This is a genomic window from Evansella clarkii, from assembly GCF_002019695.1.
GTDB lineage: Bacteria > Bacillota > Bacilli > Bacillales > Salisediminibacteriaceae > Evansella > Evansella clarkii.
Window position 1 is genome coordinate 2,651,074 of record NZ_KV917376.1, and the last position, 12,187, is coordinate 2,663,260.

Consider the following 12,187-nt stretch of genomic DNA (forward strand, 5'->3'; position numbering starts at 1 on the left):
GAATAAACTGGTTTTCACCTGCCCATACTGTTCATATAAATGAATCGTGCAAGGGGGTTAAAAGTAAATGCTCCATATGCGGGATGTATGGGTAAACTGGTTTGAAGGTGAAGAAAACGGCTACAACGTCTGCGAATTTTTTGAATGGAAAAAAGAAGACAGGATTGAACTGCTTGATCAGGTAGCTGTATTAAAAATCAATGAAGATCTTTTCGACTACATTGAAAATAGTCTTCAGGAGCTTCCTGAAGAACTGCTGGCTGACGTGTACAAACAAAGTTTTGTTCGAAGAAAAAGCCAGCGGGTAGAGCTGGAATATTGTTTTTTAGCTACTGACGGTAAGAGAAGTATCGTAGTGGATACAATTGGTTATGTCACACCTGTAAGGAAGAGCAGGATGGTTCCCAGGCAGGAAGAGCAGCTGTTTAATCTGATTGCTTCAGAGCCTGTAAGAGAATACTATATTGATTATCTTGAGTGCGAAAAACAATACCATATTTTATCTCCGGAGCCACAGCTTATGAACGGACTGATCAGGAAAGAAAGGCAGCTCAAGCAACTGTTGTTCATGGCGCTTGACCAGTTATACAGTGAGGCAGAGCTGGCAGAAATGAGATACTGGTATACCGAGTGGGCCCCTGAAAAATACAGAAAGATTAATGAGATGGAGCTAAAGGAAGCCTGGCATGGTTTATACGATGAAATTAAGAACGGATGGTCCAAAAAGCATGAAGAGTACTGTTATACGATGATTAAAGGCCAGCCTTTTTTCGAAAAATTATGGGAGCTTCAGCAGGATGAGGCGGCAAAGAAAAATGTGAGATAAGATGTATATAAGAGGTGCGTCATAGTATAAGCAGTGGTACCGTGGAAAAAAATCGTCATTACTGATGAAAAAACATATTTTATCAGCAGCATAAAACTGCAAACAACAACGAGGGTGTCCCAAAAGCCTAGCTTTTGGTGACACCCTCTTTCTTTACCAATTAATTGAAGTAAATGTAATTAGTTCGCTCGCATCGCTCTCGGCGGACGCGTTCCCCGGGCAACGCTTCAGCCTCCTCGGGAAAAACGCCCTGCGGGGTCTTCAGCCGTTGCTTTTCCCGCGGGAGTCGCCGCCTGCCGCTCTTTCGAGCTATTTTAATAAAATTGAAAAATAAAGAAATCGCCCCATTTGGTATAATTAAAGCACCACACCAAAACCATACCAGGAGGCGATTTCTTTATGAAACATGATCATATTTCTTTCCAAGATTATAACATGGATCAGCTGTATTTACCAATGGATCTTGAAGTAGAAATCCCAACCCATCACGTTTGTCGCATTGTCAATCGAGCCGTGGAAGAACTCGATAAGAATATTCTCTATCGGTGTTATGACGGGGGCGGACGTCCTCCTTATCATCCGAAAATGATGTTAAAAATTATCCTCTATGCCTATACACAGAAAATCTACTCCTCCAGACAAATCGCAAAACAGCTTAAGGAAAATATTTATTTTATGTGGCTGGCTCGCCACCAACAGCCGGACTTCCGCACCATTAACCGTTTTCGCTCCGAGAAAATGAAAGAAATTATCTATGAGATTTTCTTTTCTATCGTGGATCTCCTTCGGAATCATGGTCTCGTAAAGTTAGAAGACTACTTCCTTGATGGCACCAAGGTTGAAGCTAACGCCAATAAATATACGTTCGTCTGGCGAAAAGCCACCGAGCGCTACGACAGCCAGCTCAACGAAAAGTACCATAAGATTATGCAGGGTATAGAGAAGGTGATCCGGCAAGACGAGGATCACGCAGGAGAGTTGGACGAACAAGAGAAACTAGCGGCTGACCCAATCACTTCAGCTGACATCAAACAGTCCATTACTGAACTCGAAGAGAAACTGGATGAGGCACCACAAAACCGTGAGGTTAAAAAGGCGAAGCGCCTTCTTGAAAAGGATCTCCTTCCACGAAAAGAAAAATATGAGACGCAAAAAGAGATTCTGAACGGCCGAAACAGTTACTCTAAAACCGACACTGATGCGAGTTTCATGAGAATGAAGGATGACCACATGCGTAACGGCCAGCTTAAGCCAGGCTACAATGTACAGACAGGGACAGAAAACCAGTTTATCACCGGATTTAGCCTTCATCAGCGAGCTGGAGATCCAGGCTGCCTGAAACCACACTTCGATTTACTGGAAAAATACGGTCGCCGACTTCCCAACAACCTGATCGCCGATTCAGGCTATGGAAGTGAGGAAAACTACTCCTTTTGTAAAGAGAAGAAGATAGAAGCCTATGTGAAATACAGTACACTGGATAAGGAACAGACCAAAAAGTTTAAAGATCAGATCGGTCGGGTGGAGAACCTCCAATATGATGAAGAGGAAGACGAGTGGAATTGCGCTAATAATAAGCGTCTTACGTTTCAGTATAATTCTAATCGAAAAACAGAAAACGGTTATACGACGATCAAACGTGTTTACCGGTGCGTGGATTGCCACGGCTGTCCTTTCCAGGAAGTATGCGCTAAAGGAAAAGATACGAAAACGATTAGTGTGTCTATGAAGAATCAGGAACAGCGAAGGCAGGTTCGGGAACGGCTTCAGACAGAAACAGGAAGTCAGCTTTACCGGCGGAGAAAGTGTGACGTAGAGCCGGTTTTTGGACAAATTAAATATAACCGAGGCTTTAATCGGTTCCATCTGAGAGGCCTTTCCAAAACGACGCTGGAATGGGGTCTTCTTTGTATTGCCCATAACTTTCTAAAATGGGAAACACATCTGAGGTTGAAGGAACAAAAAGAAATAAAAAGAGAGCCAAAGGCAGGGTAAGAGGCCTTCGACTCTCGAAAAATTAACTAAAAAAAGCTTACAAAAAGAGGCTGTCCTTTAAAGATCGCAATTTAGCGACCTTTTGGGACAGCCTCGTTATTATTTATATTGTCTTGTTTTACAGTAATATGTTGACTGTGGGTGTCATTCATATAGCGGAAGGAGGAACCACTACCAAAAATTGATCTTTGTTACCTTCTTTTTCTGCCAAGCCCCATTGCTCTCTCTGCTTTCTCAAGCATTTTTCGTGCTGTACGGCCCGCTTTTTCAGCACCATAGTCAAGGGCTTTATCCAGTTCTTCCGATTCAAGGAGTTCGAAATACCGCTTCTGAATAGGAGCCAGCACGGATACTACAGCTTCTGCTGTATCGGCTTTGAAATCACCGTATCCTTTCCCGGCATATTTTTTCTCCAGTTCTTCGATTGTTAAGCCGGAGCAGAGAGAGTAAATCGTAAGCAGGTTTGAAACTCCTGGCTTATTTTCTTTATCGTATCTCACTTCATTTTCTGAATCAGTAACTGCACTTTTGATTTTCTTAACGATCTGCTTTTCATCATCGAGCATAGAAATGAAGCTTTTTGGATTTGGGTTCGACTTACTCATTTTTTTCTCAGGATCTGTTAATGACATGATCCTTGCCCCGACTTTTGGAATCTTAACTTCAGGAATTGTGAAAATATCATTATATTTTTTGTTAAACCTTTCAGCAAGATCCCTGGTGAGTTCCAGGTGCTGCTTCTGGTCTTCGCCTACTGGCACAATATCTGTTTTGTATAGAAGGATATCTGCTGCCATCAGTGGGGGATATGTTAATAATGATGCGGAAACAGCCTCTTTTCCCTCTGATTTATCCTTAAACTGAGTCATTCGCTCAAGCTCGCCAATATAGCTGGCACACTGCATGATCCAGCCCAGCTGGGAGTGCGCTGGTACTTCTGACTGGATAAACAATGTAGACTTCTCAGGGTCGATTCCCACAGCTAAATAGAGTGCAGCAAGGCTGCGAATGTTTTTACGCAGCTCCATGCGGTCCTGAGGGACGGTGATAGCGTGCTGGTCTACAATACAAAAATAGCAGTTATTTTCATTCTGAAGTTCTACGAAGTGCTTCATAGCACCAAGGTAGTTGCCCAATGTTAATGTTCCGCTTGGCTGAATTCCTGAAAATATTGTTTTCATTTTTCTCTTTCCTTTCCGTTTTAAAAATAAAAAAGCCCATTCGCCCCCTATTGCGAAGGGACGAATGGACCGCGGTACCACCCTTATTATCTTACATAAGTAAGATCACTTTACAAAAAAGCTCCAAAGCCCAATTCCAATATACCATGGTACTTGTTCACACCAGCCACAAGCTCTCTGAAATCCAGCGGGTAATTGTACTACATCTTTATCATTGCTTTTAATATTAATTTTTTTATCATTATATATATTCCTTCACCGAAATGCAAGATACACTAAAAAATCATCCGGATAATAAAGGAAATGTTAGCCGGCAACAAAACAAAACACCTTATCTTACTACCCTCTGCTTAATTTGCTTGTTTAATCTTCTGTTCTGCCTTAGCTGCTTTTCTCATTCTGAAAGGAGTAACAATCAGAACCGCAATTAATATTAAACCGAGATAGCCAATAAGCGGATAGAAATAGGCAACCAGATCAGTGAATCCGACAAAGCTTAGTATGAAACCGATCAGCATAGTGCCAGCGAAAAATACTTTAAATTTCTTCGTTTCCATTTCAGTAAACCTGGCAGTAAAGGAGAAAAACATGCTCAAGGCCGTATTGAATATCATAGCAAAGATTACTATGGACATAACCGTTCCTAAAACAGGCGACAGATTATTGACAATTGCGAGCATTGGCATATCAGCACCTCCCACTTGTTCCACTTTAGAGAACATAGCGAGATTACTTAAAAGAATCAGAACCCCAAGTCCTAAACCACCTAATAATCCGCCAAACGCTGCGGTTTTTCGGTTTACTTCAGCCCCGCCCATAACGAGAGCCATGGAAGCTCCTACCGCAATATTAAAGGATACATAATTGATGGCGGAGATGAACCAGTTTGGCAGTGTGGTAGAAATCTCTCTTGCAGCAGGATCCAATTCGTTTAATGAACCGTCTGCACTAATAAAACTATAAACAGAAATAATTAATACAAATATTATGAGAAAAGGAGTAATACCTCCAATGGTATTTACAACTCTGTCTACTTTCATTGTTCCTGCCAGAAATACAAGCAGGGTCATTAATATAGTTCCTGCTACAACCGGCAGTCCAAATTGCTGATTCAGGTTGGAACCTGCTCCTGCTATCATAACTACACCTACCCCAAACAGGGTAAATATTAAGACGTAATCAATGACTCTCCCTAAAAGCTTTCCGCTGATCTGATAAATTACTTCCTTGTGGGAGGTCGTCTTTGTTTTGCTCCCAATCCAGACGAGAAGCATGCCTGTATAAGCAAATAAAGCAGTCGCAAGAACAGCACCAAGAATTCCCATTATCCCAAAACTGGTAAAGTACTGGAGCACCTCCTGCCCGGAAGCAAAGCCTGCTCCTACAATAACCCCGATAAAAGCGCTTCCAATAATAAATGAATTTCTCATATGAATCCTCCAATAATATTTTTTCACTATAACATCTTAGCAGGTTAAGCTGATAGAGTGCAAAAAAATATTCTCATAATAAGAATTTAGTATAAATTCCGAATATTTTAATATTTTCTAAATATATTGCTATTTTATTGAATAGGAGGCATGATAGTTTTTAGAAAAGTACAAGCCTTACTTTTAAAAAAAAAAAAGAAAGACGGGGGGAATTTTATGAAACTTATACTGAAGCTTATTGCAGGTATTGTCGCAGGTATTATTATCGGTCTTACACAAATCGAATTCTTAACAAGACTGCTGCTCACTGTTTCTGACATCTTCGGGCAGTTTATCGGCTTTATGATTCCTTTAATTATTTTATTTTTTATCGCATCCGGAGTATCACAGCTCGGAGGAGAATCAGGAAAAATGGTTGGTTATACAGTTGGTCTGGCTTATACTTCCACTCTCCTGGCAGGAATTGCGGCATTTATTGTTGCTATAACTGTGATGCCATTTATTTCAGCAGGAGGAACTCCACCGGAAGAGGGAGGCGGCCTTGAAGCTTTTTTCTCCTTTGAAATCGCTCCTCTTATGGGTGTCATTACCGCTTTAGTGCTGGCATTTGTATTTGGAATCAGTATGGCGAAACTTCAAAGCGGCATTCTTATTAAAGTTTTTGACGAAGGTCGGGCAATTGTTGAGTTAATTATCAGGAAAGTAATCATCCCATTCCTGCCTGTGTATATTGCGGGTATATTTGCCGGACTGGCAGCGGAAGGGACTGTATTTGAGACATTACGAATATTCGGTCTGGTTCTTGTTACGGCGATAGCGACCCACTGGGTGTGGATCATTATTCAGTATACTGTTGCCGGAACAGTGACAAAGCGAAATCCATTTGCTCTTATTAAGACAATGCTTCCGGCTTATTTTACGGCATTAGGAACAATGAGCAGCGCGGCTACTATTCCTGTAACACTCAGACAGGCAAAACAAAATAAAGTGCGGGAAGAAGTGGCGAACTTCAGTGTTCCTCTTGGTGCTACAATCCACTTGTCTGGAAGTGTTATCACGATTGTGACATGCTCTGTTGCTGTAATGTCAGTACTTGACGGATACAGCATTCCTTCAATTTTTGAAATAATTCCAGTAATCGCAATGCTTGGTATCATTATGATTGCTGCTCCAGGCGTTCCTGGGGGAGCGATAATGGCTGCTCTGGGAATACTTACTTCCATGCTTGGCTTTTCGGAAGCGGCTATCGGTCTGATGATTGCTTTGTATATGGCTCAGGATAGTTTTGGAACAGGGGCCAACGTTACTGGAGATGGAGCAATCGCTTTGCTGGTAGATAAGATAGTAACGAAGAAAACAGCAGCGTAAAAGGGAATACCCCATTAAAAAACGAATACTGCTGAATGGCAGACAGTAAAAGATTGTACTGCTGGTCCCCCCTGATGCATAACATGTAGCAGGGGGGATGTTCGTGTTCAGTAAAAGAAAACTGCAGTTGTTTGCATTGTTTTTTATTTTATCAGCAGCGGGTGCTTTCTATATGAATTCGTCCCATGACCTTGCACTTACCCAAAGGACGATGAGCGAGGTTGCGGGAGGATCGGAAAATGGTGATAAAGCACCTGATTTCGCATTAAAGAACCTTGCTGGCGAAACAGTGGAGCTATCGGGATTTTCAGGGGAAAAAGTAATGCTTTTGTTTTTTACTACCTGGTGCCACGTTTGTGCTGAACAATGGAATGAACTGGATTTAGCTTTGTCTGAAGGTCTGATGGAAAACATAAACATAGTTGCGGTTAACTTAACGAAGGAAGAACAAAGTAAAAACAATGTTTTACAGTATGCGGAGTCACTGCCGTCAAGTAATGTGACAGTGCTTATGGATGAGGAAGGTGCAGCTCAGGAAAAATATAAAGTTTTCGGTGTACCTACCGTCCTGTTAATTGATGAAGAAGGGATTATTGATTCCAGACTTCACTCACTCACAACGAGAGAAGATATTTCGGGAAAAGCTTTTTTTCAAAAATAATGTATCAAAGTAAAGCCGCGTGTTCCTTAAAGGAACCGCGGTTTTATAGTGTCTTATCAGCTGCATTTAAGACAGTATGGTAAGTGGAAGGGATTAGAAGGTGAAAATCAGGTAACTGGAAATCCCATATAGTAAAATCAGTAAAATCGAAGGAAGGGCATAACCTTTGTGCGGTGCCTTTAATCTCCAGAACATAATTGCCCCAAGCACAATAATGTTTAAGCCGATCACCGCCAGGGCTGTCACAGCACTAACCGGGCTTGCGACTGAAAGGATACTGCCGCCTCTGTATAATACATCAGCTAATACAAGGATCAGCAAATTGAATATATTGCTCCCGAGAATGTTTCCTACAGCCAGGTTGTAATTCAGCAGCTGAATGGCGACCAGGACAGTAACAACTTCAGGAAGTGATGTAGCACCTGCTATCAGGAAACTACCGACAAAGCTGGAGCTTAATCCTGTAGCAGCAGCAATAGCATCACCTGAAAGTGTCAGCAGAGAGCCGGAAGCGAATATTATCGCGGCTGCTATAGCAAAACCGATTTTTGCCCTTTTAACTGAAATTGCTCTTGTATGATGAGACTCCACAACTTCAGCAGCTTCCGAAGCGGCTGCTTCCATATGTTCTGCCGGAGAACCGGCTCCGGAGATTGTTCTCATACTAATAATATAAAAGATTACGAGTAAGTAGGACTCAATACCAATCCCAAGAAAAACTACCCCGCTTGGAGTAAGGATGGCGACAAGAATAAAAGCTGTTAACCCCAGGCTGATAAAACCTGTCAGAAGATGGCTGCTTTGTATCTGGCTCATCATCTGCTTTTTTCTGTACACCACATCGAAGACCGCAAGAATCAAAAGATTGAATAGGTTACTTCCAAGTACATTACCTACAGCGATATCAGGATTGTTCAAAAAGACCGCAGTAGCACTTGTTGTTACTTCAGGCAATGAGGTGGCACCAGCAAGAAGCAGGGTACCTACCATCATACCTCCGAGAGAAGTTCTCTCGCTTAAAACATCAGCATAGGATGAGAGTTTTACAGATGCCAGCACAGTGATTAAAGCTGCAGCAGCAAAAATTACATACATCATGGACATCGTCTCCTTTTTTTGACAAAAAAACAGACCTTTTCATGAAATGCCCCTTTTAGATAAAGGAAAAACATTTCATAAAAAGGTCTTGCGTACTTTGCGCTATCTGCAAAGCTTAATGAACCGAGCAGTAACCTGCTGAAATGACGATTCATTAACCTGAACGGTCGCTACTCCCCTTTTTACAAGGCAGTTTATTTGGTTGTTATTAATCTATCATTTTGTTCCTTGCAAGTCAACTAAAACTTGTTGCTGCAAGTACATGGTTTTCTGGAAGTCCCCTGAAACAGGGGGGAGGAAGGGATTACGAAGCAGGCTGGCCCCGCCCTTCGCTGGTCCTCCTCGCAGACAGTTTCTCTTCAGTTTTTGCATCAAGGGCATGGAGGCGTGTAATGGCGCTTTCTCTGCTTATTTTTTTATAATGATGATGGCCGCCAGGTTCCTCGTCCGCTTTGTCAGCCATAGCCACCACTTTTTGCAGAGGATTAAGCTGGAGATGGCCTTCAGGAAGGTATGAATCAGTATGAAGAAGGATAGCCAGGGCGATCTGCTTTGCGTTAACAGGGTGCTCTCCAAGACGAATGAGCAGTTTATGAGCCCGCTCGGCACCTTTAATAGCATGGATATCATTTTCTTTATACAGGTTGTAATCCCATTTCCCGTTTCTGTACCAGGTGTAATGTCCCATATCATGCAAAAAAGCTGCTTTTACAGCTAAATCTGGATCCGTGTTGAACTCTTCGGCAAAATCAAGCGCGTACTCAGCCGTTGAAATAGCATGCTCCATACCGGCCCGGGAAACATACTTCTGGCAGATTGGGTGTTTGTATATTTCCAGTAAGCTGACTCTTTCCACTTTTATCTCCTCCTTACTTATTTTATAGATTCCTTATCCTAAAAAAGTATATTGTTCAAGATTATAAGGAGAATCATTGACAAAGTCAATATATATTTTCATTTACCTTCCTGAAAATATTAAAACCCCTGATTTAATACTTGGAAGAAACTATTGAAGGAAGGGAATTTAGGAGTCAAATGGCATTGGTTAAATAATAATTCCCATGTATAATTGGGAGCATATAATAAAAAGCGCCACTAACTGGAAAATCAGGTTTAACAATTAATAATTTGTGAAAATAGGATAAAGACAGGAGTTTGCCTGATTGCAATAGTAAAAATATTACATAATAAAAGGTTGTGAAAACATTGGGGAAATTTCAAATAATAGGTGGTCTGGCTGTGCTCGGGGCAGCATTTTGGACACTGCAGTCAGGAGTTGCGGCTGATGAGGAAGGACCGCGTACAGCATATGAGCATCCTGGCAAAAGCACAAATTTGCAGGAGAGAGAATGGCCTGACCGTGTAGCCAGATTCACTTTTGATTCAGGCTATACATTCGAATATCCTGATGCAGTTCGAGGAATTTATGTAACAGGGCATTCAGCAGGCGGAGGCAGGTTTGAAAATCTGGTGGAATTTCTAAATGATACAGCATTGAATTCCATGGTAATAGACATAAAAGAGGATCACGGATATTTAACTTACCGGCCGGAAGAAGATAACCCTTATTATGACATTTCACAGAGAATGATAGCAGACCCTGAAGCAATGATGGAGACTCTGGAAGAAAACGAAATATATCCTATAGCCAGAATTGTTGTTTTTAAAGATAGTGTTCTGGCAGAGGAAAGACCAGATCTTTCATTTACACAGGATGGCGAAGTATGGAAAAACAGAAGAGGGGAAGCATTTGTGAACCCGTTTCTGGAAGAGGTCTGGGAATATAACGTGGATATAGCCATAATGGCAGCGGAAATGGGTTTTCGGGAAATCCAGTTCGACTACGTCCGTTTCCCTGAAGGATTTGAAAACAGGGATGATATTCTGGATTATGAGGTAGGCAATTATACAGACGGGGAAGATAACGTACAAAAACGTGTGGATGCAGTGACAGACTTCGTTGCTTATGCGAGGGAACGTCTTGAACCCTATGATGTAGATGTTTCTGTTGATATTTTTGGCTATGCAGCAACTATTTCTGAAGCGCCGGGCATAGGGCAGAACTTTACACGTATCTCTGAGAATGTGGATGTTATCAGTTCTATGATATATCCGAGCCACTGGACACCTCATTTCGGCCTGGACAAGCCTGATTTATATCCGTATGAACTCGTTGATGCATACGCTCAGGTGGAAAATGAAGTACTTGGACAGCTTGATGAACCACCAGTATCCCGGCCATGGCTGCAGGACTTTACAGCGTCCTACCTTGGATCAGGTAATTATATACCGTACGGGGTGGAAGAAGTGGAAGCTCAGATCAGGGCTTTATATGAAAACGGAATAGATGAGTTCCTCCTTTGGGATGCCGGCAACAATTATACAAGAGGTGTGGATTACCTGCTGGAGAATGACTGATCTGTTAAAAAACAGCCGGCTGAATAACCGGCTGTTTTATGCGTTAGAAACACAGTACCCAACAGCGAGTCTTCTTTAATTTTCACAGATCTTACATTTTAATACATACGGCAGTATATGACAGTAATTTTACGAATGAACAGTCTCATTGTTAATATGTCTGATTTGTTAGTCTCCTTTAACATATATGACCGTCAGGAAATGTTTATCATTTTTTTGAAATTGCATATAATAAAAGTATATAAGTGGATACGCGTACAACAATAAGATGCGGCAATTAAAATTGTGGAGGTTCTTGGATTAATGAATTGGTATGAAAAACTAAATCAGTATTTTCCTGTAGAAGAAATGAAATCAAAGGAGCATATGGAACTGCTTTTAAAAGAGAAGAAAGGGATATATAATAAGGATGAAAGTGAAAATCACGTGCTTATGTATGTGGAAATGGAAGATTTTATCTTTATTGATTATTTATTTGTTTCAGGAAAAGCACGTGGCCAGGGGATAGGTAAAAAGCTCCTTGATCAACTGAAGAAAAAGGGGAAACCAATTATACTTGAAGTGGAACCAATTGACTATGAAGACTCTGATACACAAAAGAGGCAGAGGTTCTATGCAAGGGAAGGATTCAGTCATGCGCAGTCGATCGGTTACCGGAGACGTTCTTTAGATACAGGGAAGGTCAATGAGATGGAAATCCTGTACTGGTCTCCGTCAGATGAATCCGAGGAAAGTATTTATGAAAAAATGCGTCACACGTACGAAAATATTCATACGTATAAAGATACAGAACTTTACGGAGAATCTTATGAAGATACAGATAAAGTTTTAACATTTAACGAAACAGAGGCCACTTCTTAATTATCTGGTGACCAACCTGCCTGATAATACAGGCAGGCTGGAATATAGATGCATGTATGATGTCTTTCCAGAAAACACATGAAAGGAGCGTGTTTTATATGAAAGGCAGTACGAAGAGAAAGAAGTTAAAAAAAGGCTTATGGAAAGACTTGCTGAAGCGAAAGTGGGATGAAGTGAACCGACTTCCGAACAGGGGACCAGTTTCCCAGTCCAAAACCATCGCCTGAATACAGGCTGCCCTGAGATAAGGGGCGGCCATTTCTTTCGTCTTAGGACTTATTGATAATTTAGCGGGACAATTGATAATGGATGCCGCTCCTTGTGAAAAAAAGTACAATTTTTTTCTTTT

The 12,187-nt window shown here is 41.4% G+C and carries 11 protein-coding genes and 1 other annotated feature; of the genes, 7 read left to right on the top strand and 4 right to left on the bottom strand.

Annotated elements, in window-relative coordinates:
* The first annotated feature begins 67 nt into the window (after window positions 1–67).
* Window positions 68–826, top strand: a complete 759-nt coding sequence (locus tag BK582_RS12165; protein WP_078595298.1) for a YjbA family protein — start codon at window positions 68–70, stop codon at window positions 824–826.
* A gap of 399 nt (window positions 827–1,225) precedes the next feature.
* Entirely contained in the window at window positions 1,226–2,821 is a 1,596-nt protein-coding gene (locus BK582_RS12170; protein ID WP_078593299.1) for an IS1182 family transposase, read from the top strand.
* Window positions 2,822–3,012: 191 nt separating this feature from the next.
* Here the strand turns inward: BK582_RS12170 and trpS are convergent, their stop codons facing one another.
* Window positions 3,013–4,002 (bottom strand): tryptophan--tRNA ligase, encoded by a 990-nt coding sequence (gene trpS / locus BK582_RS12175; protein ID WP_078595299.1) that lies wholly within the window; start codon window positions 4,000–4,002, stop codon window positions 3,013–3,015.
* A 53-nt stretch (window positions 4,003–4,055) separates the two neighbouring features.
* Window positions 4,056–4,226: a binding site (T-box leader), on the bottom strand.
* Between the two features lie 126 nt (window positions 4,227–4,352).
* Complete coding sequence (locus BK582_RS12180) at window positions 4,353–5,432, bottom strand: YkvI family membrane protein (protein WP_078595300.1); 1,080 nt, start codon at window positions 5,430–5,432, stop codon at window positions 4,353–4,355.
* Window positions 5,433–5,648: 216 nt separating this feature from the next.
* Between BK582_RS12180 and BK582_RS12185 the strand changes: the two genes are divergently transcribed.
* Together BK582_RS12185 and BK582_RS12190 are read left to right on the top strand one after the other, a co-directional pair.
* A complete protein-coding gene (locus BK582_RS12185; RefSeq protein WP_078597981.1) occupies window positions 5,649–6,800 on the top strand; it encodes a dicarboxylate/amino acid:cation symporter in 1,152 nt (383 codons plus the stop codon).
* A 103-nt stretch (window positions 6,801–6,903) separates the two neighbouring features.
* Window positions 6,904–7,461 carry a peroxiredoxin family protein gene (locus BK582_RS12190; RefSeq protein ID WP_167553096.1) on the top strand — a complete coding sequence of 186 codons (558 nt, stop codon included), beginning with the start codon at window positions 6,904–6,906 and terminating at the stop codon, window positions 7,459–7,461.
* 93 nt (window positions 7,462–7,554) lie between these two features.
* Here BK582_RS12190 and BK582_RS12195 read toward each other — a convergent pair whose 3' ends face one another.
* Both BK582_RS12195 and BK582_RS12200 read right to left on the bottom strand, forming a co-directional pair.
* A complete protein-coding gene (locus BK582_RS12195) occupies window positions 7,555–8,559 on the bottom strand; it encodes a sodium:calcium antiporter (RefSeq protein WP_078595302.1) in 1,005 nt (334 codons plus the stop codon).
* Between the two features lie 304 nt (window positions 8,560–8,863).
* Entirely contained in the window at window positions 8,864–9,415 is a 552-nt protein-coding gene (locus BK582_RS12200) for an HD domain-containing protein (protein ID WP_078595303.1), read from the bottom strand.
* 350 nt (window positions 9,416–9,765) lie between these two features.
* On the opposite strand from BK582_RS12200, the gene BK582_RS12205 reads away from it, so the two are divergent.
* The 3 genes from BK582_RS12205 (at window position 9,766) to BK582_RS28080 (ending at window position 12,065) form a co-directional block, all read left to right on the top strand.
* On the top strand, window positions 9,766–10,977 hold the full coding sequence (locus BK582_RS12205; protein ID WP_078595304.1) for a putative glycoside hydrolase: 1,212 nt from the start codon (window positions 9,766–9,768) through the stop codon (window positions 10,975–10,977).
* Between the two features lie 303 nt (window positions 10,978–11,280).
* Entirely contained in the window at window positions 11,281–11,838 is a 558-nt protein-coding gene (locus BK582_RS12210) for a GNAT family N-acetyltransferase (protein ID WP_078595305.1), read from the top strand.
* Window positions 11,839–11,936: 98 nt separating this feature from the next.
* On the top strand, window positions 11,937–12,065 hold the full coding sequence (locus BK582_RS28080) for a hypothetical protein (RefSeq protein WP_255243554.1): 129 nt from the start codon (window positions 11,937–11,939) through the stop codon (window positions 12,063–12,065).
* Window positions 12,066–12,187: the final 122 nt, after the last annotated feature.

Coding starts and splice junctions, on each gene's coding strand:
- trpS (WP_078595299.1), bottom strand. CDS start 4,002: ATGAAAACAATATTTTCAGGAATTCAGCCAAGCGGAACATTAACATTG.
- BK582_RS12210 (WP_078595305.1), top strand. CDS start 11,281: ATGAATTGGTATGAAAAACTAAATCAGTATTTTCCTGTAGAAGAAATG.
- BK582_RS28080 (WP_255243554.1), top strand. CDS start 11,937: ATGAAAGGCAGTACGAAGAGAAAGAAGTTAAAAAAAGGCTTATGGAAA.
- BK582_RS12165 (WP_078595298.1), top strand. CDS start 68: ATGCTCCATATGCGGGATGTATGGGTAAACTGGTTTGAAGGTGAAGAA.
- BK582_RS12185 (WP_078597981.1), top strand. CDS start 5,649: ATGAAACTTATACTGAAGCTTATTGCAGGTATTGTCGCAGGTATTATT.
- BK582_RS12180 (WP_078595300.1), bottom strand. CDS start 5,432: ATGAGAAATTCATTTATTATTGGAAGCGCTTTTATCGGGGTTATTGTA.
- BK582_RS12170 (WP_078593299.1), top strand. CDS start 1,226: ATGAAACATGATCATATTTCTTTCCAAGATTATAACATGGATCAGCTG.
- BK582_RS12195 (WP_078595302.1), bottom strand. CDS start 8,559: ATGATGTATGTAATTTTTGCTGCTGCAGCTTTAATCACTGTGCTGGCA.